Below are 24628 nucleotides of genomic sequence, written 5' to 3'. Positions count from 1 at the left end.
CTGAGTGAGATCTAGGGCTTAGCCTTCATCTGCCGCTTCTGCGGCACGCTTGGCCTCTAGCCAGGCTGCAGCTTCGGCTTCCTGGGCTGCTTCCGAAGCGGCCTTGGTCTGGGCCTCACGCTCAGCCCGCAGCTCTTCGATCAGGGCCTCGCGGTCATCGCCGAGGCGGGCATCGTCACCAGCCTCGTCGGTGAGGCCGGCCTTCTTGGCAGCCTTGGCGACGATGGCATCGAGCTCGCGCTGGCTGCACAGGCCCAGGGTCACCGGATCCTTCGGCTGGATGTTGGCAATATTCCAGTGGCTGCGATCACGGATCGCGGCGATGGTGTTGCGGGTCGTACCGATCAGCTTGCCGATCTGCGCATCCGAAATTTCCGGGTGCGCACGCAGGATCCAGGCAATGCCATCGGGCTTGTCCTGGCGCTTCGACACCGGGGTATAGCGCGGGCCCTTGGTGCGGCTGACCGTTACCGGTGCCTTCTGCATCTTCAGCGCATAGTTGGGATCGGCCTGACCCTTTTCGATCTCAGCCATGTTGAGTTCACCCGCGCGCACCGGATCGCGGCCGGTATACTTGGAGCTGGCGAGGTCATCGGCCATGGCCTGGACTTCAAGGATGTGCAGCCCGCAGAACTCGGCGATCTGTTCGAACGACAGCGCGGTGTTATCGACCAGCCACGAAGCAGTGGCATGCGGCATCAGCGGGGTGGGCTGGGTCACGGGTAGTCTCCGCCAGAAATCAGGTTCAAAATAATAGGGCCGCCCCTTACCGGAGCGGCCGTTCGGCGGATCATCTAGGTGATAATGGCGGATTCGGCAAGGATTGAGTCAGGATCGCTCAGACCCGCAGCACGATCTTGCCAATATGTGCGCCCGCTTCCATCCGGGCATGGGCCGCCGCCGCCTCTGCCAGCGGGAAAGCCTGGTCCATGATCGGGCGCAGCTGGCCGCTGGTGAACAGGGGCCACGCCGTCCTGGCGATTTCCTGGGCCAGCAGTGCCTTGAACTGGTTGGAGCGCGGGCGCAGCGTTGAACCGGTCAGGGTGTAACGCCGGCTCATGATCACGGCCATATTGAGTTCGGCCTGCATCCCGCCCTGGACAGCGATGGTCACATGGCGGCCATCTTCCTTCATGCAGCGCAGGTTGCGGGCGACATAGTCCCCGGCCACCATATCGAGCACCAGTTCCACGCCCTGGCCCCCGGTGATCCGGCCAACCTCTTCGACGAAGTCGCTGGCCTTATAGTCGATCGCGTGGTCAGCCCCGATCTTCAATGCGGCGGCGCACTTTTCGGAATCGCCGCAGGTGACGATCACCGTCAGCCCGAACGCCTTGCCCAGCATGATCGCCATGGTCCCGATCCCGCTGGTGCCGCCATGGACCAGGATCGTCTCACCCTCTTTCGCCCAGCCGCGTTCGAACACGTTGTGCCAGACAGTAAACAGCGTTTCCGGCAGGGCCGCGGCCTGATCCAGCGGCATGTCGGCAGGGACCGGCAGGCAATGCTCGGCCGCGGCCAGGCAATATTCGGCATAGCCGCCGCCCGAAACCAGCGCGCAGACCTGCTGCCCCAGCATGACGTCATCGACGCCAGCGCCCAACGCAACGATCTCGCCCGCGATTTCCAGCCCCGGGATCGGCGAAGCGCCGGGCGGGGGCGGATAGAGCCCGCGGCGCTGGATCACGTCGGGCCGGTTGACCCCGGCATAGGCAACCTTGATCAGCACCTGGCCTGCGCCGGGATTCGGAACCGGCAAGGTCTGCGGTTGCAGGACTTCCGGGCCACCGGGCGCGTCAAATCCGATCGCGGTCATCGTTTCGGGAAGATTTCCGGCCATTTGCGCTTTTCCTGTTGGCATTCCAGCACCGGGGCACGGGCCTAGCCTTAGGCCGTGTTGACAGCAAGCGCAGGAAGTCCGATTTTGCGATCCGGATGGACGAAGACGATCGCCCCCGCGCGCGCAGCGACGCCGCCAGCCAACTGGCGCTGGAACCGCTTGACCGCCTCTCGCAAGACGAGCTGGCCGAGCGGATTGCCCTGCTCGAATCCGAAATTGCGCGGATCAAGGCGCACCGTGACAAGGTTTCAGCCCACCGCGCCGCGGCCGACGCCTTGTTCAAGCCGCGATCGACATGATTTTTCGGGTGCCCCTTCGCAGTGGCGATAGGGCTTCCCATATAGGTCTGGCCATATAGGTCTGGCCATATAGGTCTGGTTAAACATCCGTGTTCATACTCTTCGGCTATCGAAGGGTCACTCCATCTGTGGGAAGGCTTCACAATGCCAAGTTTCGCCCAGAGCCTTGAAAAGACGCTGCACAGCGCGCTCGCCAACGCATCAGAGCGCAGCCATGAGTATGCGACTCTGGAACACCTGCTGCTGGCCCTGATCGACGATCCGGACGCAGCCCAGGTGATGCAGGCCTGCGGCGTCGAGCTGGCAGAGCTGGGCGAGGTGGTGCGCCAGTACCTTGACCAGGAATACCAGAGCCTCAAGACCGAGGAAAAGGGCGATCCCGCCCCGACTGCGGGGTTCCAGCGGGTGATCCAGCGCGCGATCCTGCACGTGCAATCAAGCGGTAAGGACACGGTAACCGGCGCCAACGTGCTGGTTGCGCTGTTTTCCGAACGCGACAGCTATGCCGTCTATTTCCTGCAGCAGCAGGACATGAGCCGGCTCGACGCCGTGAGCTTCATCAGCCACGGCATCGGCAAGGGCGGCAAGCGGATCGAGGACAAGAGCCCCAAGGGCAGCGAAAGCGAGAGCCCGGCCCAGGAAGAAAAGGCCCAGGGCAAGGACGCCAAAAAGGAAAGCGCACTCGACCAGTTCTGCGTCAACCTCAACGAGAAGGCGCTGGCCGGCAAGGTCGATCCGCTGATCGGCCGCGGCCCCGAAGTCGATCGGACGATCCAGATCCTGTGCCGCCGTTCCAAGAACAACCCGCTCTATGTGGGCGATCCCGGCGTGGGCAAGACCGCGATTGCCGAGGGTCTGGCCCGCAAGATCGTGGAGGGCGAAGTGCCCGAAGTGCTGACCGAAGCGGTGATTTACAGCCTCGACATGGGCGCACTGCTGGCGGGCACCCGCTATCGTGGCGATTTCGAAGAGCGGCTCAAGCAGGTTGTCTCCGAACTCGAAAAGATGCCGCACGCGGTGCTGTTCATTGACGAAATCCACACCGTGATCGGTGCCGGGGCAACCAGCGGCGGGGCCATGGATGCCTCGAACCTGCTCAAGCCGGCGCTTTCGGGCGGGACGATCCGCTGCATCGGCTCGACCACCTACAAGGAATTCCGCAACCACTTCGAAAAGGACCGCGCGCTGCTGCGCCGGTTCCAGAAGATCGACGTGAACGAGCCGACGGTTGAGGACACGATCAAGATCCTGAAAGGTCTGCGCACCGCGTTTGAAGATCATCACAAGGTCAAGTACACGCCCGATGCAATCAAGACCGCGGTTGAGCTGTCGGCCCGCTACATCAATGACCGCAAGCTGCCCGACAAGGCGATCGACGTGATCGACGAAGTGGGCGCGATGCAGATGCTGGTGCCGCCCTCAAAGCGCAAGAAGACCATCACCGCGCGCGAAATCGAGGCCGTGATCGCTACCATGGCGCGGATCCCGCCCAAGTCGGTGTCTTCGGATGACCGCACCGCGCTGGAACACCTTGAGCGCGACCTCAAGCGCGTGGTGTTCGGCCAGGACAAGGCGATCGAGGTGCTGAGCTCGGCCATGAAGCTGAGCCGCGCGGGGCTGCGCGATCCGGACAAGCCGATCGGCTCGTTCCTGTTTTCGGGCCCGACCGGGGTCGGCAAGACCGAGGTTTCCAAGCAGCTGGCCGAGATTTTGGGCATTCCGATCCAGCGCTTCGACATGTCGGAATATATGGAGCGTCATTCGGTCAGCCGCCTGATCGGCGCGCCTCCGGGCTATGTCGGCTATGACCAGGGCGGGCTGCTGACCGATGCCGTGGACCAGCAACCGCACTGCGTGCTGCTGCTCGACGAGATCGAGAAGGCCCACCCCGACCTGTTCAACATCCTGTTGCAGGTGATGGACAATGGCCGCCTGACCGATCACCACGGCAAGACAGTCGACTTCCGCAACGTGATCCTGATCATGACCACCAATGCCGGCGCCAGCGATATGGCCAAGCAGGGCATCGGGTTCGGCGATGTGTCCAAGGCCGATGCCGGGGACGAGGCCGTGAAGCGGATGTTCAGCCCGGAATTCCGCAACCGGCTCGATGCGATCGTGCCCTTTGCCTACCTGGGCACCGAAGTGATCGCGCGGGTGGTAGACAAGTTCGTGCTCCAGCTTGAACTGCAGCTGGCCGATCAGAACGTCCACATCCAGTTCGATGGCGATGCCCGGAAGTGGCTGGGCGAGCGCGGCTATGACAAGCTCTATGGCGCGCGGCCGATGGCCCGCCTGATCCAGGAGAAGGTCAAGCAGCCGCTGGCCGAGGAGCTGCTGTTCGGCAAGCTGCGCCACGGCGGCGAAGTCCACGTTTCGGTCAAGGACGCGGCTCTGGCATTCGAGCTGACCCCGGCCCCGCCGAAGCTGGCCAAGAGCAAGGCCGCAAAGCCCGCCGCCAAGCGCAAGGGCAAGGCCGCCCCCGAACCGAGCAACGACAGCAACGGCACCGATTGATCGGCGTCAATGCGTAGGATTCGGCAGCCTGTCAGCGAGCAGGCTGCCGAATTTCGTTTTGGAGAGCCGAACCAATGCCCACTGACACCGCCGCAAGTCCTTTCGAACGGGTTGGCGGCCATCCGGCCATGCGGGCAATCACAGACCGGTTCTATGACCTGATGGACCAGGATCCGGCCTATGCCGATCTGCGCGCAATCCATGCCGCAGACCTGGCGGAGATGCGCATCCAACTGCCCCTCTTCCTGGCCGGATGGGCCGGCGGCCCGCGCGACTGGTTCGAAGCCAATCCCGGCAAATGCATGATGAGCGCCCACGGCGGCATCCCGATCACGCCGGATACGGCCGGGCAGTGGGCAGAGGCCATGACCCGCGCCATCGCCGAGGTTGACCTGGCCGACCGCGAGATCGCCGATGCCATGGCTGACGTCCTCAGCCGAATGGCGCGGGGCATGGTGCGCGACTGATCCTCGCCATGGGGGCCAATTGCCGTTAGCCTGGGGGCCATGAACTCAATCGACCGTTCGCGCCGTCGCCTTGCTATCGCCGCTGCAGGCCTGGCAGGGTTTGTCGACGCCGTCGGGTTCCTGTCGGCCAAGGGCTATTTCGTCTCGTTCATGTCGGGCAATACGACGCGGCTGGGCGTGGACCTGGCGGTCGCGCCGCACCGTGCGATCGTTCCGGCTGGACTGATCGCGGGCTTCTTGCTGGGCGTCTTCGCGGGAGCGCTGCTGGCGATACGGTTCGAGACCCGGCGCAAGGTTGCGGTTCTGGCCTTGGTCACGATCCTGCTGATCGGTGCCGCGCTGGCACATGCGGCAGGCGCCACCACTGCCATGCCGGGCTTCCTGGTGCTGGCCATGGGCGCGCTCAACAACACCTTCCAGCGCGACGGCGAAGTCACGGTCGGGCTGACCTACATGACCGGTGCGCTGGTGCGCTTCGCGCAAGGCCTGGCGGCGCGCATCGCGGGCAGCGGGGGTGAGGGCTGGGTGAACTGGCTGCTGTTATGGCTTGGCCTTGCGCTGGGCGCGCTGGCCGGAGCCTATGCGCTGCTTTCGGCCCCCGGAATAGCACTGTGGCTTGCCTGCTTGTGGTCGCTCACCCTGGTCTGGGCGGCACGTGGCATCACCGAATCAACACGGAACACTTGAACGGTGCGCCGTAGCACCCTAGTTCAGTTTCAAATCGAAACTGGAGACTCTGCCATGCACCTCGCCGAAACCGCCCTGATTACCTTTGACCAGCTGCTGGGCACGCTGGATCACTTGCTGGGCAAGGCTGCAGCCAGCGAGCAGGGCGAAGCACTGCTCCAGGCGCGGCTGGCGCCCGATATGCTTCCGCTGGCAACCCAGGTCCGGTTCACCACGCAGCAGGTCTACAACACGCTCAACCGCGCCTATGGCGCGAGCCATTCCGGGGCCGATGCCGACCATGGCTCGATCGCCGCAGCCCGCGCCCATCTTGCCGAGGTGCGGGCGCTGATCGCCGCCGCGCGGAAGACTGCCCCACTGGCCGAGGACGCCATGGTGGAGTTCGACCTGCCGAACGGCATGACCTTTGCCCTGACCGTGTCGGACTATGTCCGCGACTGGGCCACGCCGCAGTTCCACTTCCACCTGATGACGGCTTACGCGATCCTGCGCCATGCCGGCCTGCCGATCGGCAAGACCGATTACATGGGCTACATGATGCAGCACCTGAAGGCGCCGCCGCAGGGTTGACCCGCCTAGGGCGCGACGAGCTGCACCTGCTTGTCGCGCCCGGTTGCGCCGCGGAGCAAGCGAAGGCGTGACGTTGCGACGCCCAGTGCCGTTGCCAGCAGATCCAGCACGGCGGCATTGGCCTTGCCGTCCTCGGGCTTAGCGCGGACTTTAACGACCACCCGGCCCGCTTCGATGGCAACGGCCTCTACCCGCGCGCCCGGCGTAACCCGCAGGGTCAGGCGTCCTTCCCCGTCAGCCAGCGCCAGGATCGCCGCAGCGGGCGGCAGGTCAGCCTTCGGCCTGGCCATTCAGCGCCGCCACGTGGTGCTTGGCATTCTCGACATAATGCTTCACGCCCATCTGCAGGCCAGCCAGCATCCGGTCATCGAGATCGCGCATGAAGGTGGCCGGGCGGCCAGACCACAACTGCCGCGCCGGGATCCGCTTGTTTGGCGATAGCAGCGCACCCGCCGCCAGCATCCCGTCATGCTCGATCACGCAGCCGTTCATGGTCTGCGCCGAAAAGCCGACGAAACCGCGGTCCTCGATCACCGTGCCATGGATCATCGCCATGTGGCCGATCAGCACGTCTTCCCCGATCAGCGTGGGATAGCCGTTGGGATTGCCGGGCATCGGCCCATCGCAATGGATCACGCTGCCATCCTGGACATTGGTGCGCGCGCCGATCACCACCCGGCTGACATCGCCGCGGATGACGCAGTTATACCAGATCGAGGCATCGGGCCCGATCTCCACATCGCCAATGATCCGGCAACCGGGCGCAATGAAGGCGCTGTCATGGATGCGCGGGCGCTTGCCATGAATTTCAAGGATAGTGGTGTCGGGACGGGTCATATCAGTGGTTTCCCAGCAGGTTGCCCCAGCGCACCTGGGGCAGGATTGAAGCGTGATCATCGGTCCAGGCCCGGGCAGTGACAGGGCCCGGCCCGCGCCAGGAACGCGCTGGATCGATTGTGCGCAAGGCATCGATCCGCGCCGGATCGCGGGCGATAGCAACCCAGGTTGATGGCGTGAAATAGCTGCCAGTGTTCGGGGTCGTATCGTCATCGCGGATCGCGATCCCAAGGCCTCGCTTGCGGGCGATGGCGGCAAGGACCGGCTCAAGATCGATATAGCGGTTTGAAATGTGCACCAGCAGAATCCCCTTGGGGCCGATGGCATCCAGATAGACCCCCATCGCCTCGTCCGTCATCAGATGTAGCGGGATTGCATCGGACGAAAAGGCATCCACCGCGAGCAGATCAAACGTGCCTTCGGGAACCTGCGCCAGCTTGAGCCGGGCATCGCCCAGCACCACCTGCGCACCGGGCGCGCAATCGCGCAGATAAGTGAAGGTGCCATTGCGCGAGAGGTCGAGGACAGCCGGGTCAATCTCGAAGAACCGCCAGGATTGGCCGGGGCGATGATAACAGGCGAGCGTTCCGGTTCCCAGCCCAACCACGCCCAGCCGCGCCTGTGAACCAAACAAGCGATCGGCGTTGGCAAAGGCGATACCGACACCCGAGCCTGGCCCGTAATAGGTCAACGGCAGCCGGCTAAGCTTGGGGTCAAGCGATTGCTTGCCGTGCAGCGTGGTGCCGTGGGCCAGGGTGCGCATCCGTTGCACCGGAAAATCGCGCACGGTGTATACGCCAAAATAGCTGCGGGTGCGCAACCCATCGCGTGAGGCGTTGACGGTATCCCACCCCCCTTGCGCATAGAGCAGCGCCAGCAGCAGCAGCGCCAGCATCCAGCGCCAGGGCGCGATCAGGCAGCCGAGCAGGCCTACGCCCAGCGTCAGCAGGTACTGGCGCTGCGTGAATTCGCCCTCGGTCGAGGTTGCCTGGTAAATGAACCAGCACATCGCCAGGGCCGTACCCAGAACCAGCGCAGCAGTGATCTGGGCCAGTTGCGGGTCAACACCTTTGAGCTTGCGCCAGTCGAACAGGGCGGCGGTTGGCAACAGGAGCGCGGCGGCCAGCACCAGCAGCGGATGTTCCCACACCCAGTCAAACAACAGCGGGGCAAACAAGGCCGTAAACAGGCCGCCCAGCACACCACCCGCCGACATCACCAGATAGAACAGGGTAAGCTGCGACGCATCGGGCCGGGCATCGTAAAGCCGTGAATGCAACGCCACGCAGACCACGAACAACAGGAACACGCTGCCAATTACCGGGGTGAGTGTTGCGGAGTGGCTCGAAGCGGCGGCAAAGCCTCCGGCGGCCAGTACAAACAGCGGGGCAACATTGGTAAAGACCCGCGCCAGCATCCGGCTATCGGCAAAGGCCACGCTGAAGCTGAGCAGATAGAGCCCGAGCGGGATCACCCACAGCAGCGGCATGGCGAAAAGGTCAGTCGTCAGGTGCGTTGTGGTGGAAAGCATCAGCCCCGATGGCACCGCAGCCAGCACCAGCCAGAGCATAATCCTTTTCCAGCCGATCACCTCCGCCGGGCCTTGGGTCTGCTGCACCAGCGCGGTGTCCGCCGTATCCTTGCGGCTCCAGGCGCAAATCGCCACCAGCACCACGAGCAGGGCATAGCCAACCGACCAGCCGATGCTTTGGCCCGAAGCGGAAAGCAGCGGTTCGGCCAGCAAGGGGTAAGCGATCAGGCCGCCAAAGCTGCCCAGGTTCGATGCCGCATAAAGCGCCCAGGGTGCGCTTGATGCAGGATCGGCGGCATACCACCGCTGCATCAACGGCGCCTGCGCCGAAACGAGGAAGAACACCGGCCCGATCGTCAGTGCCAGCAGGGCCGGCACCCACAGGATCTCCATCCCGGCGGAGGGAAGTGGCAAATCGGCCAGGGTGATCGGCAAGGACAGCCCGGCCAGCGCCAGCAGGGCAAGATGGATCCGGCCTTGCCGCTTGAGCGGCAGTTTCGACAGGCGATGGGCATAGTAATAGCCCGCCAGCAACAGCGCCTGGTAGACCAGCATGGCGCTGTTCCAGACGTTCGGCGCCCCACCCAGCCGCGGCAAGGCCAGCCGCGCCACCAACGGCTGAACCAGAAACAGCAGGAAGCTGCCGGCAAGGATCGTCAGGACGAACAGCAAGCGCTGCGCCCCGGCCCCCGACCGGTTCACGGCGCACCCCACTGGCTGCGCGGCAGCGCATAGGTCACATGGCGCAAAAGCGAATCATCGGCCGCCAGGCGCGGATGATCGAAATCGAGATCGGATCGATAATTCATGCCCAGACGCTCCATCACCGCCCGGCTGCGGCGGTTGCCAACATGGGTGATTGCCCAGGCTGCGTCATCGGCAAAATTGTCGAAAAACCAGTTAATTGCAGCGCGCGCTGCTTCGGTCACATAGCCATGCCCCCAGGCCGCGCGGGCGAGGCGCCAGCCGAACTCCCCCTTGCCCGCAACTGGCCCGGCCGTGCCGCGGATCAGGCCGCACCAGCCGATCAACTGTTGATCGTCCTGTCGCACCAGGGCCCAGAAACAATGGCCGTGCTCAGCCTGATGGGCGCGCATTCGGGCAATCAGGGCGGCCACTTCGTCCCGGCTCATTACCGGACCGAGCGTGGCCATCACTTCCGGATCGCTGTTGATCGCGTGGAAGGGCGCAAGATCATCATCGCGCCACGAGCGCATGATCAGTCGTTCGGTGGCGAGCTGGAACTCAGCCATTCAGCAGCCGCGCGGCATGCGCGGCATGATAAGTCAGCACCCCGCAGCAGCCCGCACGCTTGAACGCGGTCAGCGTTTCCAGGACCAGGGCATCGCGATCGCCGGCCCCGGCCGCAACCGCCGCTTCGATCATCGCATATTCACCGCTGACCTGATAGGCGAATACCGGGACGGCGAAGGCTTCCTTCACCTTCACGATAATATCGAGGTAGGGTAGCCCCGGCTTGACCATCACGCTGTCAGCCCCCTCAAACAGGTCCAGCTCCACCTCGCGCAGGGCTTCCTCGGCGTTGGCGGGATCCATCTGATAGGTCTTCTTGTCACCCTTCAGCAGGCCGCGGCTGCCCACCGCATCGCGGAACGGACCATAGAAGGCCGAGGCATATTTGGCGGCATAGGACATGATCTGGACATTGGCCTGACCGGCCCCTTCCAGCGCATCGCGGATCGCGCCAATCCGGCCGTCCATCATGTCGCTGGGCGCAATGACGTCAGCCCCGGCGGCGGCCTGGTTGAGGCTCTGGCCAACCAGCACTTCAACCGTGGCATCGTTCAGCACATAGCCTGCCGCATCGATCAGGCCGTCCTGGCCGTGGCTGGTATAGGGATCGAGCGCCACATCGGTCAGCACGCCGATCCGATCGCCGCAGGCATCCTTGATCGCCCGGATCGCCCGGCACATCAGGTTATCGGGGTTCAGCGCCTCGCCCCCATCCTCGCTGCGCAGCTCGGGCGGGGTGTTGGGAAACAATGCAAGACAGGGAATGCCAAGCGAAACGGCTTCCTTCGCCCGCTCAACCACCAGATCGACCGACCAGCGCGATACGCCGGGCAGCGACGCGATCGGCTCTTCCGTATTTGTCCCGCTGGTGACGAACATTGGCCAGATCAAGTCGGCCGGGGTCAGCACGGTTTCGCGGTGGAGCGCGCGGCTCCAGGCGCTGGCACGGGTCCGGCGCAGGCGGGTGGCGGGATAGGAACCGGTCATGGCCGATGCTCTAGGCGCGAGACCGAGGGGCAGCAAGCCCGCTTCTAAGTGATGGGTGAACCAAGCGGTGCCAGCGCTGCCCCCGGCGCCACGGCCTTGAGCGCGGCCATCCTGGCGCGGAATGCCGCCAACTCCTTGGCATCGACCTGATTGGAAACGGTGAAGCGCACCGACAGCGGATCAACCTTGGCGCCGTTGCGATAGAGCTCGTAATGCAGGTGTGGGCCGGTCGAGAGGCCGGTCGAGCCGACATAGCCAATCACTTGCCCGGCCCGGACGCGGGTTCCCGGGGAAACGGCAATCCGGCTCATATGCGAATAGCCCGTGCCCCAGCCGCCGCCATGTTCCAGTTTGACGTGATTGCCATGGCCCCCGGCCCAGCCCGCGAAACTGACCGTGGCATCGCCAACGGCATAGATCGGCGAACCCCACGCCGCGCCGAAATCGACCCCGGCGTGCATGCGGGTATAGCCCAGGATCGGGTGCCGCCGCGCCCCGAAGTTCGAGGTGATGCGGCCAACCACCGGCATGATCAGGCCCGAACGCTGCGCGCCCATGCCGGATGCTTCGAAGAACTGGCCGTCGCCCCCCCAGCGGAGCAGCTGGGCCTTGGCCTTGCCATCGCGCTCCACCCCCGCGAACAGCAATTCACCGACGCTGGTTTCGCCGCTCGCCGCGCGCTTGAACCCGACAATGATGTCAAACGTGTCGCCCGGCTCGATCGCGGTATCGAGGCTCAGGTGCTGGTCGAGCACCTGGAGATATTGCTGGATCGCCTCGATCGGCGCGCCCGCGGCGCGGGCCGAGCGATAAAGCCCGGCGCCAATCGTGCCGCGGATGCGGAGCGGGGTGGTGCTGACCGGTATCGCGGTGGACCGCAGCACGAAACCACCGTTGCTCCGCGCGATGGTGAGCTTGAGATCAAACCGTGCGCGAAACGAAATGGCGTCAAGCGGCCGGGGCAGGCCCGGTCCTTCACGGCGGCCAAGCGTGATGTCGATCTGCGTGCCCGGCGCGAGGCCGGCCGGATCGATCGATCCGGAAACCAGGTTGCTGACCCGCGCGGCATCGCCGGCACCGGCACCGGCCCGTTGCAGCAGCCGCTCGAAACTGTCACCGGCGCCAAAGCTGGCGGTCAGTTGCACCACGGCCCGTTCGGGCACGTTGGCCGCGGGACGGACCCGGTCCGTGAGCCCCATCCGCACCCAGCTGCCAGAACCGAGTGCCAGCGGCCGGATGGTCTGGGCATGGAAGGCAGCGCGCGCGGCCGGGTCGAGCGGCATGGCTGGCGGCGCGGCCATGGTGGAAAAGTCGGGAAGGAAGGCCAAGGCCAGCGCGCTCAGGCCGAACAGGGTGCCAAGCCCCCTGAACCAGCGCGGCGATCCAATGTCCTCCGCCAGGTCGGGGGCCCAGTCGAGGTGGGCGAGACGCGCCGCCCAGTGCCGACGCAGGCGTTCAAGCTGCCCCACCTGGCCGGCGGACCGATTGCCGGGAATCCGGGCGGGTGACGCTGCCATACCGGTCAGGCGAAGACCCAGCGAGGCTGTTGCGCTCCCGCCATCAAGCGCTTCACGCGATATGAACACCAATCTGCCCCCCGGGCGGCTGCAATCGGCAACCGCTCTGCACGGCTAAGGTTAATCTTCAGCTAAAAATGGGGGCGCTGGGGAATAGGGCTTATGGGCACCTTGTCGGCTCCTGGTGGCAGTGCCACATCCTGGCACGCAATGGCGCGCAGCACTTCTGGCACTCAGCAGCGAGACGATGACAGCCGGGTCAAGGCTGTGCTCGGCCCGACCAATACAGGCAAGACGCACCTGGCGATCGAGCGTCTCTGCGCCCATTCCTCCGGCGCAATCGGCTTTCCCCTGCGGCTGCTGGCACGCGAGGTCTACGATCGGGTTTGTGCGATAAAGGGCGCGGACCGGGTCGCCTTGATCACAGGTGAGGAGCGGATCGAGCCGAAGCATGCCCGCTGGCTGCTATGCACTGCCGAAGCCATGCCCGTCAGTGCTGATCTGGCCTTTGTCGCGCTGGACGAAGCGCAGCTTGGCGCTGACCGCGAACGCGGCCACGTCTTTACCGACCGGCTGCTGCATGCCCGCGGCCGCGAGGAGACCATGATCCTGGGTTCCGCCACGCTCGAACCCATGGTCCGCGCGCTGATCCCGAAGGCAGAGATCGTGGGCCGGCCCCGCTTTTCGACGCTGAGCCACGCCGGTGCCCGCAAACTTTCCCGCATCCCTCCGCGCTCTGCCATCGTCGCCTTCTCGGCCGAGCAGGTTTACACCATTGCGGAAATGCTGCGGCGGTTCCGCGGCGGCGCGGCGGTGGTGATGGGGGCGCTCTCGCCCGAGACGCGCAACCGTCAGGTGGCATTATACCAGTCAGGCGAAGTCGATTATCTGGTGGCGACCGACGCGATCGGAATGGGGCTCAACCTTGATGTTCAGCATGTTGCCTTTGCCGGGCTGTCCAAATTCGACGGGGTACGCCAGCGGCGGTTGATGCCAGCGGAAATGGCCCAGATCGCCGGCCGCGCCGGGCGACACCAGACCGATGGCACCTTTGGCACGCTGGCGGGGACCGGCAGCCACGACAGCGAATTCACGCCCGAAGAGATCTACGCGATCGAAGAGCACCGTTTTGCCCCGCTGACGCATTTGTTCTGGCGCGATTCAGAACCCGATTGCAGCAGCGTGGCCAATCTGATTGCCGACCTGGAGCGTCTGCCGGGACGCCCCGAACTACGGATTGCGCCCGAGGCAATCGACCTGGCAGTGCTCAAGCGGCTGGCCGATGATCCCGCGATCCTGGCCGAAGCAAAGGGCAACAAACGCGTCGCGCGGCTATGGGATGCCTGCCGCCTGCCCGATTTTCGCCAGCACGGTGCGGAAACCCACGCCCGCTTCGTGGCACGGCTGTGGACGGACCTGAAGGACGGCCAGATCCCCGGCGATCATGTTGCCCGCGCGATTGCCGAACTTGACCGCCCCGATGGCGATATCGACACGCTGCAGGGCCGGATCGCGGCGATCCGATCGTGGTCCTATATCGCCCAACGGCCCGACTGGGTGCTGGCGCGCGAGGAAATGGCCGCCCGCGCCCGCGCCGCCGAAGCCCGGCTATCGGATGCGTTGCACGGACGGCTGACTGAACGGTTCGTCAATCGCCGCACTTCGGTCCTCATGAAAAAGCTGGGCCCGGATGCCGGCTTACTACCGGTCACAGTCGAAGAGGACCGGGTGCTGGTCGATGGCGAGGCGATCGGCGTGCTGTCAGGGTTCCGGTTCCGGGTCGATCCCGCCGCGCGACTGGCCGATCACAAGCTTTTGCTGGCAGCAGCAGAGCGCCACTTGCCGGTTCTGCTGGCCAGGCGCGCCGAAAGGCTGACCGCCGCCCTTGCTGCAGGCGAACGCGTTGAACTCACCCTGTCAGGCGCAAGCCTGGAGTGGGAAGGCGAGCGGATCGCCCGGCTTGCGCCCGGCAAGTCCATCCTCAACCCTGTGCTGGCGCTGGAACCGGCCCTGACGACCCTGCCGCAAGTTGCGCGGCGCGACCTTGAATCTGCCCTGCTGGGCTGGCTGGAAGGGACGATGGCTCCGCTCGCGCCGCTGCGCAAGCTGGAACAGGCCAGCCGCGCAGCCGATGGCGGGCCCGAACTGCGCGCCCTGCTGATCCGCCTGATCGAAGCTGGCGGGACTCTCGGCAAGGCAGGTTCCGGGATTGACCTGCTCAAGCCGGCCCAGCGGCACCTGCTGCGCCGGTTGGGCGTGCAGGTGGGTGCGCTCGATCTGTTCATGCCGGCCATGCTCAAGCCGGCTGCCTTGACGGCATGGCGCAACTTGCAGGCCGTAAAGGGTGCGCAGTTGACCGCTCCGCATCCGACTATGCCTCCGGTCCTTGCAGTGATCGGACGGACGGCCCCGCCCCCCGGCTATCGCTCGCTCGGCCAACAGGCGCTGCGCCTCGACATGGCAGAAAAGCTGCTGCATGCCGCTCACGGTCTGCGCAGCGCCGCCGCTGGCAAGCCTGTGGTTCTGAACCCCGCGCTGGCCGTGTCGATGGGCCTTGGCACCGCGGCCTATGCCCAATTGCTCCGAGCCGCGGGGTTCCAACCGATCATGCCGCGCCCGCTGCCAAAGGGCGCCGCAGGCCCCATCGCGCCGCCGCGCTGGCGCTGGCGGCCTGGCCGACCCGACCACCGCCCCCCGGCGCGCGCGGCTCGGCCTGCCAGTGGCGCCTTTGCTGCGCTTGCGGACCTGGTTCGATGAGGGTCGACAAGCTGCTTTGGTACCTGCGGCTCGCCCCATCGCGGACCTTGGCCCATGATTGGGTGGCCGAAGGGCACTTTCGGCTGAACGGAAAACGAATCGAAAAGCCAAGTGCAGCTGTTGCCGTGGGTGACATTCTGACGGTTCCGGCGCGGTCTGGCGTGCGGGTAATCAAGCTTATTACGGTTCCCGAGCGACGCGGTCCCGCGCCGGAAGCGCTCGCTTGCTACCACACGCTTGACGAGCGCGTCGCAAATCCCATAGCAGCACAAAACAACACCACGCCTCAGGGGACCTGAATACCATGACCTATGTCGTCACCGACGCCTGCATCAAGTGCAAGTACATGGACTGTGTTGAGGTCTGTCCTGTCGATTGCTTCTACGAAGGCGAGAACATGCTGGTGATCAACCCCAGCGAATGCATCGATTGCGGCGTGTGCGAACCGGAATGCCCGGCCGAAGCGATCCTGCCCGATACCGAATCGGGTCTGGAGCAGTGGCTTGAGCTGAACGCCAAGTATTCGGCCGAGTGGCCGAACCTCACCACCAAAAAGGACACGCCGGCGGATGCCGACGAGCACAAGGGTGAGGAAGGCAAGTTTGAGAAGTACTTCTCGGCAGAACCCGGCGAAGGCGATTGATCCTTCGCGCATGCAGCGCGAATCGATTGCATAGTTTGCATCTGTATTGAATTTGAGCTGGCAGCGGAATCGCTTGTCAGAGCGCGGAATTCTGCGCTCTGGCAATTTTGTTGCCGACATGCTATACAATCGCCCGACTTCCGGGGCTTCCTGCCTCGGTAGCATGGCAATAATTGGCTAGGCGGGACTGCGAACACGGACGGAGGAACACGGTGCCAGCCGCTCAAGGCCGGTGCCGGGATTGGTAATCCACGCCGCCATCCGGTTCGACGGGTAATGTTCCCGCCACATGAAAGGACGATACATGGCTTCCAAGGCGCACGCCTTCGATGTTGGTGACTACGTCGTTTATCCCAAGCACGGTGTTGGCAGGGTGATCGAGCTGCAGGAGCAGGAGATCGCTGGCATGACGCTGGAACTGTACGTTCTCCGTTTCGAAAAAGAGCGCATGACGCTGCGCGTTCCGACCAACAAGGTCGAGGCGATCGGCATGCGCAAGCTGTCCAGCGACAAGACCCTGCGCGAAGCGCTCGATACACTGAAGGGCAAGCCCAAGGTCAAGCGCACCATGTGGTCGCGCCGCGCCCAGGAATATGAAGCGAAGATCAATTCGGGCGATCTGGTGTCGATCGCGGAAGTGACGCGCGACCTGTTCCGCGCCGATGACCAGCCGGAACAGTCCTATTCGGAACGGCAGATCTTCGAAGCTGCCTCGTCGCGCCTCGCGCGTGAATTGGCAGCCATGGAAAAGACCGATGAACCGGCTGCACTCAAGAAGATCCTCGCGATTCTCAACGAGCATGCGCCCAAGTACTATGCCGAGGCGGCCACCGCCTGACGGCACCAACCCGATCACCGAGAAGGGCCGTTCCCGCAAGGGAGCGGCCCTTTTCGTTGTCGGCACAACCCGCCCCTTGTTGTCTCCGCCATGCTGTATTATATCAACAACACACACCAGCAGGAGACTCGCGATGAAGTTTGACAGGTTCTTTCGGGCAATCGGCCCGATTGCTGCGGTGGCCATGGCTGCCGGGGTTGCCGCTTGCGACGGAAATGTCTCGATCAATGGCGAAAAGGGCAAGCCGCTTGCCGAAATCGACCTGACCGGCACGCCGCCCGAGGAACTGGTCCTGCTGGGCCCGGACGAGATCCGCGTAACCCAAGGCGACAAGCTGGCGATCACGGTCGAGGGTGACAAGGCCGTGACCGACAAACTGCGTTTTACGCTGAAGGGCGGTACCCTGGGCGTGCTGCGCGAAGGCAAGAGCATGGGTGACGGCAAGGCCGTGGTCAACGTGACCATGCCCGCACCCAAGACGCTGACCATGGCCGGATCAGGCAAAATCAATTCCGCTGCCCTGGCCAGGGACGCCAAGGTAACGATTGCCGGATCGGGTGACATCGAAACCCCCAATGTTGCCAGCGACAAACTGGACCTGACGATCGCCGGCTCGGGTTCCTATCGAAGCGCAGGCAACGTCAAGGTGCTCGAGGTCAGCATTGTTGGCAGTGGTTCGGCCGCAATGGACGCACTCAAGACTGACAAGGCCGACCTGACCATTGCCGGTTCGGGCAATTCCACTTTCGCCAGCGATGGCGAGGTCAAGGCCAAGATCATGGGATCGGGCAGCGTTACCGTTCGTGGCCGCGCGCGCTGCACGGTTGAATCGATGGGTTCAGGCAAGCTGGTCTGCGAACCCGGCAATGGCACGGCTCCAACTAGCGAGAAGCCCTGATGGCGCTGAGGTTCATCGGCGGCTAATCCGGGGCCAATCAGGATCGGACGATCCTGTTCAATCCTGAACACACCGGGAGTTAGCCATGCCTCGTCTCAAACCGCTCCTCCTCCCTGCCCTGCTGGCCCTGCCTGGATGCGGGGTGGCAGGAGCTGCGGTCGACCTGGCCAGCGCTCCGGTTCGCGTGGTAAAAACCGGCAGCACGGTTGTCGACAAGATGACCACCAGTCAGGCTGAAAAGGACCAAAAGCGAGGCCGCGAGATTCGCCGGCGCGAGGAACAGATCGGCGAGCTGGAACGGGACTATCGCAAGCAGTCCGGCAAATGCCAAAGCGGCGACGAAGACGCCTGCCGCAAGGCGGATCGGATCCATGCTGAAATGCGCGCGCTGATGCCAAGCGTGCCTTACGAAGCACGGTAATCAGGCTGCGGCGCGGGCCAGCCGGTCATTGATCGCTTCGCCGATGCCTTTGTCCGGGATCGGCGCGACGGCAATCCGCGGATGGGGAGCGCCAGCCGCGGCGTGAAGCGCGGCATAAAGTTGCGCCGCCGCTTCGGCCAGATCGCCGCCGGGGGATAAAGACAGATCCCCGCCGATGGCGCCAAAGCCGATCAGGAACTCATCATCGGCGGCAGCCGTGGCATTGAGGCGAACCGGCTTGCCCGGCGCATAGTGGCTGGCCAGCTGGCCGGGAGCCTCGATCGCGGCCGACGTCACGGCTTCGGGCGGACAGCCCAGGACTTCGGCAATCCGCTCTGCCGCAATCGGCCCCGGGCGCAGGACCTGCCAGGGTCCATCCTCGCGCAGCGCAACGATCGTCGATTCGAGCCCGGCGGCGCTCGCCCCGCCATCCAGGATCAGCGGCACGGCCGCGCCCAGTGATCCCGCGACATGGTCTGCCCGGGTCGGGCTGACACCGCCGCTGCGATTGGCCGATGGGGCCGCCAGCGGCAGGCCGCTGGCCTCGATCACAGCGCGCATCACCGGATGAGCCGGACAGCGCAGGGCAATGGTCGGCAGTCCCGCCGTGACTGCCGGTGCAATCGGCGCACCCGGCTGCAACGGGAGAACGAGCGTCAGCGCCCCGGGCCAGAAAGCCGCAGCCAATGCCTCGGCACGCGGATCGAACCGGGCCAGGCCGCGCGCGACAGCGACCGAGGGCACGTGAACGATCAGCGGATTGAAGTCTGGCCGGCCTTTGGCGCGATAGATCGCCGCTACTGATTCGGCTCGATCTGCACGAGCGGCTAGCCCGTAAACTGTCTCGGTTGGCAAGGCGACAAGGCCACCGGCGCGCAATGCCGCAGCGGCCGCAGCAATCCCGGCGGGATCGGCGGCACGGATCTGTGCGGCTTCTTGCTTGTCGGACATGCACCTCCCGCTATAGGCGGGAAGCCGCAAAGCCAAGGGAAAGCAAGAGAGCACCATGGATTTCACTGCCCCTACCGCCGATCAGGTCCTCGCCATTCGCGTCAACGCCGGGATCGAAGAGCTTGCGTCGCACCCGCGCTTTGCCGCTGCCAGCCCCGATATGGTCGAAGCGATCGTCGAAGGCATCGGCCAGTTTGCCGCAGGCGAATTTGCCCCACTCAATCGCAAAGGCGATGTCGAAGGTGCCAAGCTGGCCAATGGCACGGTGACGCTGCCCGCCGGCTTTGCCGAAGCCTATCAGGCCTATGTCGAGCAGGGCTGGAACGCCGTTGCCGGCGACGAGGCCCATGGCGGCCAAGGCTTGCCCTTCACGCTGGCTGCCAACGTGCTGGAGAATCTGGGCGCCGCCAACATGGCCTTCTCGCTGCTGCCGATGCTGACGGTTGGCGCAATTGAAGCGCTGGCCCACCATGGCAGCCCCCAGCAGCAGGCGCTGTACCTGCCCAAGCTGGTCAGCGGCGAATGGTCCGGCACCATGAACCTGACCGAACCGCAGGCCGGATCGGATGTCGGTGCGCTGCGCACCACGGCCACCCCGCGCGGCGATGGCACCTGGGCGATCAAGGGCACCAAGATCTACATCACCTGGGGCGAGCATGACCTGGCGGGCAATATCATCCACCTGGTCCTGGCCCGCACCCCGGGTGCACCGGCAGGCAGCCGGGGCATCTCGCTGTTCGTGGTCCCCAAATACCTGGTGAAGCCCGACGGCTCATTGGGCGCACGCAACGATCTGCGCTGCGTTTCGATCGAGCACAAGCTGGGGATCATGGCGAGCCCGACCTGCGTGATGAGCTTTGGCGACAACGACGCGTGCGTGGGCGAATTGGTCGGGCATGAGAACGAAGGCCTGAAGGCCATGTTCACGATGATGAACTCGGCCCGTATCAATGTTGGCAACCAGGGCGTGCAGATTGCCGAGCGCGCGCTGCAACAGGCCGGCTATTATGCCCGCGAGCGTGTCCAGTCGGCCCGCGCGGGCGGCGCCAGCCGCGAACCGGTGGCGATTGTCGAGCACCCCGATGTGCGGCGGATGCTGCTGCGGATGCGCGCCCTGACCGAAGGCGCGCGCGCGTTGCTCTATTACACCGCCGGCCAGGTCGATCGCGGCGCGCTGGGGGACGATGCCGCCCAGCTGCGCGCCGATTGCCTGGTGCCGATGCTCAAGGCCTGGGGCACCGACATTGGCTGCGAAGTGGCCAGCCTGGGCGTGCAGATTCACGGCGGCATGGGCTTTGTCGAGGAAACCGGCGCCGCCCAGCATTACCGCGATGCCCGGATCGCCCCAATCTATGAAGGCACCAACGGCATCCAGGCGGCCGATCTTGTGACGCGCAAGCTCGGCTACGAGCAGGGCGGCGTCCTGACGTCACTGTTCGCCGAAATCGCCCGGGATTGCAGCGATGCACCCGAGCTCGCGGCCTTGGCTGGTGACTGCGAGGGGATTGCCCGCTGGATGGTCGATCAGGCGAGCCTGGACGACCGGCTGGCCGGCAGCGTGCCGTTCTGCACGATGAGCGCCGTGGCCGTGGCCGGATGGCAGCTGCTGCGCCAGGCGCGCGCGTTGTCCGCCGAATCGACGCCGCAGGCCAAGGCCAAGGCCGTGGTTGCCGGCTACTTTGCCCAGCATATTGCCAGCGAGGCCCGCGGGCTCAAGGTGCAGGCGCTGGCTGGCGCAGATCTGCTTTACGCACTCGACGCCGAGGCCCTTGCCGGATGAGCGATCAGGGCGATCCGCTGGCCCGCATCGCCGATGCGCTTGAACGGCTGGCCGGCGCCCTGCCAGCCATGCCTGACTGGACGGCGGCCCCGGCCTATGTCTGGGATCGCAGCGGTGCCCGCGCCGTTGCCAACCTTGCCGCGCCTTCGCTTGACCTGCTGCAGGGGATCGACGCCCAAAAGGCGCTGGTCACCGCCAATGTTGCCCGCCTGGCCGCGGGACACGCGGCGCACGACATGCTGCTGTGGGGCGCGCGCGGCATGGGCAAGTCAGCCTTGCTGCGCGCCAGCGTGATCGCGGCGCAGGATCGCGATCCTGCGGCACTGGCCCTGGTCCAGGTGGCACCGGATGCCTCTGCCGCCCTGCCCGGCCTGTTCGCGGCGCTGGGCGGCGAACAGCGCCGCTTCCTGGTGTTCATCGATGATCTTGGTTTTGCCGAGGGCGACAGCGAAGGCTCACGCGCGCTGCGATCATGGCTGGAAGGCGGGGTCGACGCCCGCCCCGGCAATGTCCGTCTTGCCGTCACCGCCAATCGCCGGGCGATTGTCTCGCGCCATGCCGGGGAGCAGGCCATTTCTTCCAGAGAAGAGGGGCCGATCAACCCGCGCGATGCAGTGGATGACAAGCTGGCCCTGGCCGACCGGTTTGGCCTGTCGATCGGCTTTCATGTTTGCAGCCAGGATGACTATCTGGCGATTGTTGGCGGCTATTGCGCCAGCCATGGCCTCAGCTGGGATCAGGGCGAGGCGCTGGAATGGGCCAAGCGGCGCGGTGCCCGCTCGGGCCGCGTCGCCTGGCAATTCGTGACCGAACTGGCCGGACGGGCCGGCCAGTCGCTCTAGGCCTTAACGGCCAGCCCCCGTCTGCTTGAACCCGGCGCGGTACTGCGCCTCAAGATTGCCATCCAGTTCACGCTGGGCCGGCATGCGCGCCGTCACCACCGGGCGCACGGCTGCTGCAGGTGCCGCGCCCGGTGCGGTGACCCGCCAGATGATCCCGCCGGTGTCATCGCTGACCAGCAGGGCGCCGGTCTTGTCGAAGCCCACCCAGGTCGGGCGACCGCGCGTTTCCTTCTTGCCACTGAGGAAACCGGTCAACACCGGGATCGGCTTGCCCTGCGGATTGCCGTTGGCATCGAAGGCAACGAAGACCACATCATAGCCGGTCAGCGGTTCGCGGTTCCACGAACCATGGCGGGCGATGAAGGCCCCATTGGCAAAGGCCGGTCCCATCCGCTCACCACCGCGCACGAAGGCCAGGCCCAGCGGCGCCATGTGGGCGCCCAGGCCATATTCGGGCTTGCGGACATATTCATCGATGAATTCCGGCGGCTGCCCGCCCACGCGATCATCGTCGTACTTCTTCCAATAGATCCACGGCCAGCCATAATGGGCACCCACGGGCACATTGGTCAGGTAATCGGGAACAAGATCCGGGCCGAGCATGTCGCGCTCGTTGACCACGGTCCAAAGCTCGCCGGTCGAGGGGTTCCAATCGAGGCCATTGGCATTGCGCAGGCCCAAGGCAAATTGGCGGGCGCGGCCCGATTTCAGGTCAAGTTCCCAGATGGCAGCGCGGCCCTTTTCGATCTCGAAGCCCTTTTCGGCAATGTTCGAAGCCGAACCGACCGCGACATAAAGCTTCGCCCCATCGGCGCTGAGCACCAGGTTGCGCATCCAGTGGTTGCCGGCCGGGGGCAGGTCCATCAGCTTCTTCGGCGCACCGTTCAGCGCGGTTTCACCCAGCTGGTAGGGGAACGAGAGCACGGCATCGTGATTGGCCACGTAAAGCGTGCCATCGCGCCAGCCCAGGCCCGAAGGTGAGGCAAGGCCATTACCCTTGCGAAGGACATGGCGTTCTTCCGCCTTGCCGTCGCCATCGGCGTCACGCAGCAGGACCAGCCGATCGGCCGAACCTTGCTGCGCGCCCGCGCCGCCCATCAGGAACTTGGCAACCAGCGCTTCCAGCCCGTTGCCCAGGTTGCCCTTGGGCGCATCGGTTTCAGCCGCCACGACATCGCCGTTCGGCAGGACAAGAATCACGCGCGGGTGCTGCAGCCCTTCGGCAAAGCGGTTCACGCTCAGCCCCTTGGCGGCCACCGGCGCTTCACCCGCGGCCCAGCCGATTGGCTTGGCGATCCGGATCGACGGGAAACGCTCTTCCTTCGGCTCGACGATCAGAGGATCGCGGCCGGAAAGCTCGTCCGGCGTATGCTCCGACGGAGTGGGGCGGGTAAGGACATAGCCGAGGCCAAACAGGACCACGAGGACGGCGAGGCTGCCAAACAGCCACTTGCGGGTTCTAGACATGGGGCAGTTGATAAGCGGCCAAGGCCGCGGGGACAATGGACCTTTTGACGGGGGTCTTTTGGCGGCGACGGCTTTGGCCTATGGCGGGACCATGTTTGCTTTCGCGCCCGATCCGAACCAGCCCAAGTCCGAACTCTATGCCGACCTGGTCGAGGCCGCACAGGCGCTGACGCGGGACGAACCCGACGGCATGGCCAACATGGCAAACCTGGCCGCGCTGATTTGGCAGTTCCTGCCGCGGCTGAATTGGGCCGGATTTTATCGCACCGTCGATGGCAACCTGGTGCTGGGACCGTTCCAGGGCAAGCCGGCCTGCATCCGGATCGCCTCGGGCCAGGGCGTCTGCGGCGCGGCCTTGGCCAGTGGCGCCACGCAGCTGGTACCCGATGTCCACGCCTTCCCCGGGCACATCGCCTGCGATGCAGCCAGCCGGTCTGAACTGGTGGTTCCGGTCTGGCGCGATGGCCAGGTGATTGCGGTGATCGATCTGGACAGCCCCGAACCGGCGCGCTTTGACGAAGGCGATGCGGCCGGGATTGAAGCCCTAGCCAAAGCGATCGCCCCCGCGATCTGATCCACCGGACTGCTCCGAAACGGGACAGCTGGAGCACAAGTTGCTCATAGCACTTGGTTTTCTGCCCATTGCGATGCTAAATTCCTGATTAAGGTCGGGATTCTCTCCGGCACAGCAGGGGATTGCCCATGTCATCGCGTGCGATTGCGCTTCGTTTCATGTTTGCCGCCGGGCTGGCCAGCCTGGCCGCGCCCGTTTTGGCGAACCACCAGCCAGTCACCGATGCCGAAGGGCGTGTCTTCGGCAATACGGTGAGCGACCCGCTGCCCGAATGGCAGCAGCCACGGGCCGTTCGCGTTGCGCAGCAGTTGCCGCCGATGCCAACCAGCTATGGATCGGACCCGATGGATCAATCCGGGATGGATCGGGCGGCGTGGGAGGAGGAGCGGGCCGATTGGCTGGCCGAATGCCGCCAGCGCTTCGGTGGCCGGGGCAAGGTGGCGGGCGGCGTGGTTGGCGGCGTGGTTGGCGGGATCGCCGGCAGCGCCATCGCCGGCCGGGGCCACCGGACGATCGGCGCTGTTGTCGGCGGCGTGACCGGAGCCGTGGCCGGGGCGGCATTGGGCGATGCGTCCGACCGCAGCCGGGCGCGGGATTACTGCGAAAGCTATCTTGATCGCCATCTGGCGAGCTACGGCCAGAGCTATGGCAGCTCGGGCTATGCGAACCCGGGCCAGGGGACCTACGTCTACCCCCAACGGCAGGTGGCCTATGCCATGCAGCCGATGATGGTGATGGTCCCGGTGGCAATGACCACTGTTGCCGCCCAGGTTGTGCAACAGCAGCCTTGCACCGAAGTGGTTGAGGAATGGGTACCCGTGGCGCGGCCTGCCCGCCGCTACATTCCCCGCCGGATCGCGCCCAGCAAGCGGGTGCGGGTCTATCCGGACAAGCGGGTCCGCATCTACTGAGGGCGATGCCAGGCACATAAACAGAAAAAGGCGGGGGGCC

Annotated in this window: 25 protein-coding genes; 15 read left to right on the top strand and 10 right to left on the bottom strand. The window is 65.1% G+C overall.

Annotation, left to right across the window (positions count from 1 at the left end; all coding sequences use genetic code 11):
- Nucleotides 1-18 precede the first annotated feature (18 nt).
- Nucleotides 19-720, bottom strand: coding sequence for a DUF1013 domain-containing protein (locus RQP55_RS09300; protein ID WP_315609907.1), 702 nt, complete (start codon nucleotides 718-720; stop codon nucleotides 19-21).
- A gap of 118 nt (nucleotides 721-838) precedes the next feature.
- On the bottom strand, nucleotides 839-1840 hold the full coding sequence (locus tag RQP55_RS09295) for an NAD(P)H-quinone oxidoreductase (protein WP_315609906.1): 1002 nt from the start codon (nucleotides 1838-1840) through the stop codon (nucleotides 839-841).
- A 95-nt stretch (nucleotides 1841-1935) separates the two neighbouring features.
- Between RQP55_RS09295 and RQP55_RS09290 the strand changes: the two genes are divergently transcribed.
- The 5 genes from RQP55_RS09290 (at nucleotide 1936) to RQP55_RS09270 (ending at nucleotide 6380) form a co-directional block, all read left to right on the top strand.
- Nucleotides 1936-2139, top strand: a complete 204-nt coding sequence (locus tag RQP55_RS09290; protein WP_315609905.1) for a DUF1192 domain-containing protein — start codon at nucleotides 1936-1938, stop codon at nucleotides 2137-2139.
- 144 nt (nucleotides 2140-2283) lie between these two features.
- Entirely contained in the window at nucleotides 2284-4656 is a 2373-nt protein-coding gene (gene clpA, locus RQP55_RS09285; RefSeq protein WP_315609904.1) for an ATP-dependent Clp protease ATP-binding subunit ClpA, read from the top strand.
- Between the two features lie 74 nt (nucleotides 4657-4730).
- Complete coding sequence (locus RQP55_RS09280) at nucleotides 4731-5123, top strand: globin (RefSeq protein WP_315609903.1); 393 nt, start codon at nucleotides 4731-4733, stop codon at nucleotides 5121-5123.
- 39 nt (nucleotides 5124-5162) lie between these two features.
- The gene (locus tag RQP55_RS09275; protein ID WP_315609902.1) at nucleotides 5163-5810 is read left to right on the top strand and encodes a YoaK family protein; all 648 of its coding nucleotides are present in this window, start codon (nucleotides 5163-5165) and stop codon (nucleotides 5808-5810) included.
- Between the two features lie 54 nt (nucleotides 5811-5864).
- Nucleotides 5865-6380, top strand: coding sequence for a DUF1993 domain-containing protein (locus tag RQP55_RS09270; RefSeq protein ID WP_315609901.1), 516 nt, complete (start codon nucleotides 5865-5867; stop codon nucleotides 6378-6380).
- Nucleotides 6381-6385: 5 nt separating this feature from the next.
- Here the strand turns inward: RQP55_RS09270 and RQP55_RS09265 are convergent, their stop codons facing one another.
- The 6 genes from RQP55_RS09265 to RQP55_RS09240 are packed head-to-tail and all read right to left on the bottom strand — an operon-like array spanning nucleotide 6386 to nucleotide 12575.
- Entirely contained in the window at nucleotides 6386-6670 is a 285-nt protein-coding gene (locus RQP55_RS09265; RefSeq protein ID WP_315609900.1) for a DUF167 domain-containing protein, read from the bottom strand.
- Entirely contained in the window at nucleotides 6651-7217 is a 567-nt protein-coding gene (locus RQP55_RS09260; protein WP_315609899.1) for a gamma carbonic anhydrase family protein, read from the bottom strand. Before RQP55_RS09260 ends, RQP55_RS09265 begins: the two co-directional genes overlap by 20 nt.
- Before the next feature lies 1 nt (nucleotide 7218).
- Nucleotides 7219-9450, bottom strand: a complete 2232-nt coding sequence (locus RQP55_RS09255; RefSeq protein ID WP_315609898.1) for a hypothetical protein — start codon at nucleotides 9448-9450, stop codon at nucleotides 7219-7221.
- Entirely contained in the window at nucleotides 9447-10001 is a 555-nt protein-coding gene (locus RQP55_RS09250) for a GNAT family N-acetyltransferase (protein ID WP_315609897.1), read from the bottom strand. The genes RQP55_RS09255 and RQP55_RS09250 overlap by 4 nt, the downstream gene beginning before the upstream one ends.
- Nucleotides 9994-10989 (bottom strand): porphobilinogen synthase, encoded by a 996-nt coding sequence (hemB, locus tag RQP55_RS09245; RefSeq protein WP_315609896.1) that lies wholly within the window; start codon nucleotides 10987-10989, stop codon nucleotides 9994-9996. The genes RQP55_RS09250 and hemB overlap by 8 nt, the downstream gene beginning before the upstream one ends.
- A gap of 44 nt (nucleotides 10990-11033) precedes the next feature.
- Nucleotides 11034-12575 carry a M23 family metallopeptidase gene (locus RQP55_RS09240; protein WP_315609895.1) on the bottom strand — a complete coding sequence of 514 codons (1542 nt, stop codon included), beginning with the start codon at nucleotides 12573-12575 and terminating at the stop codon, nucleotides 11034-11036.
- Between the two features lie 141 nt (nucleotides 12576-12716).
- On the opposite strand from RQP55_RS09240, the gene RQP55_RS09235 reads away from it, so the two are divergent.
- The 6 genes from RQP55_RS09235 (at nucleotide 12717) to RQP55_RS09210 (ending at nucleotide 18063) form a co-directional block, all read left to right on the top strand.
- A complete protein-coding gene (locus RQP55_RS09235; RefSeq protein ID WP_315609894.1) occupies nucleotides 12717-15263 on the top strand; it encodes a helicase-related protein in 2547 nt (848 codons plus the stop codon).
- Entirely contained in the window at nucleotides 15260-15562 is a 303-nt protein-coding gene (locus tag RQP55_RS09230; protein ID WP_315609893.1) for an RNA-binding S4 domain-containing protein, read from the top strand. The genes RQP55_RS09235 and RQP55_RS09230 overlap by 4 nt, the downstream gene beginning before the upstream one ends.
- 5 nt (nucleotides 15563-15567) lie before the next feature.
- Nucleotides 15568-15906: a ferredoxin FdxA gene (gene fdxA, locus RQP55_RS09225; protein WP_315609892.1), complete on the top strand. Its 339-nt coding sequence runs from the start codon at nucleotides 15568-15570 to the stop codon at nucleotides 15904-15906.
- Nucleotides 15907-16210: 304 nt separating this feature from the next.
- Nucleotides 16211-16744 carry a CarD family transcriptional regulator gene (locus RQP55_RS09220; RefSeq protein ID WP_315609891.1) on the top strand — a complete coding sequence of 178 codons (534 nt, stop codon included), beginning with the start codon at nucleotides 16211-16213 and terminating at the stop codon, nucleotides 16742-16744.
- A 133-nt stretch (nucleotides 16745-16877) separates the two neighbouring features.
- Nucleotides 16878-17642, top strand: coding sequence for a head GIN domain-containing protein (locus RQP55_RS09215; RefSeq protein ID WP_315609890.1), 765 nt, complete (start codon nucleotides 16878-16880; stop codon nucleotides 17640-17642).
- 142 nt (nucleotides 17643-17784) lie between these two features.
- Nucleotides 17785-18063 (top strand): hypothetical protein, encoded by a 279-nt coding sequence (locus tag RQP55_RS09210; RefSeq protein ID WP_315609889.1) that lies wholly within the window; start codon nucleotides 17785-17787, stop codon nucleotides 18061-18063.
- Here the strand turns inward: RQP55_RS09210 and RQP55_RS09205 are convergent, their stop codons facing one another.
- Complete coding sequence (locus RQP55_RS09205; protein WP_315609888.1) at nucleotides 18064-19014, bottom strand: L-threonylcarbamoyladenylate synthase; 951 nt, start codon at nucleotides 19012-19014, stop codon at nucleotides 18064-18066. It abuts the gene before it with no gap.
- Nucleotides 19015-19069: 55 nt separating this feature from the next.
- Here RQP55_RS09205 and RQP55_RS09200 point away from each other — a divergent pair, with 55 nt between their 5' ends.
- Nucleotides 19070-20794 (top strand): acyl-CoA dehydrogenase, encoded by a 1725-nt coding sequence (locus RQP55_RS09200; RefSeq protein WP_315609887.1) that lies wholly within the window; start codon nucleotides 19070-19072, stop codon nucleotides 20792-20794.
- Nucleotides 20791-21636: an ATP-binding protein gene (locus tag RQP55_RS09195; protein ID WP_315609886.1), complete on the top strand. Its 846-nt coding sequence runs from the start codon at nucleotides 20791-20793 to the stop codon at nucleotides 21634-21636. Before RQP55_RS09200 ends, RQP55_RS09195 begins: the two co-directional genes overlap by 4 nt.
- Before the next feature lie 3 nt (nucleotides 21637-21639).
- Here the strand turns inward: RQP55_RS09195 and RQP55_RS09190 are convergent, their stop codons facing one another.
- Nucleotides 21640-23103: a sorbosone dehydrogenase family protein gene (locus tag RQP55_RS09190; protein WP_315609885.1), complete on the bottom strand. Its 1464-nt coding sequence runs from the start codon at nucleotides 23101-23103 to the stop codon at nucleotides 21640-21642.
- Nucleotides 23104-23194: 91 nt separating this feature from the next.
- Between RQP55_RS09190 and RQP55_RS09185 the strand changes: the two genes are divergently transcribed.
- Both RQP55_RS09185 and RQP55_RS09180 read left to right on the top strand, forming a co-directional pair.
- Nucleotides 23195-23677 (top strand): GAF domain-containing protein, encoded by a 483-nt coding sequence (locus RQP55_RS09185; protein WP_315609982.1) that lies wholly within the window; start codon nucleotides 23195-23197, stop codon nucleotides 23675-23677.
- Between the two features lie 128 nt (nucleotides 23678-23805).
- Nucleotides 23806-24588 carry a glycine zipper 2TM domain-containing protein gene (locus RQP55_RS09180; RefSeq protein ID WP_315609884.1) on the top strand — a complete coding sequence of 261 codons (783 nt, stop codon included), beginning with the start codon at nucleotides 23806-23808 and terminating at the stop codon, nucleotides 24586-24588.
- The last annotated feature ends 40 nt before the right edge of the window (nucleotides 24589-24628 follow it).

The sequence above is a fragment of the Novosphingobium sp. APW14 genome, from assembly GCF_032337075.1.
GTDB lineage: Bacteria > Pseudomonadota > Alphaproteobacteria > Sphingomonadales > Sphingomonadaceae > Novosphingobium.
The sequence above is the reverse complement of the archived record's forward strand: the minus strand, read 5'-3'. Positions and strand labels throughout refer to the sequence as shown.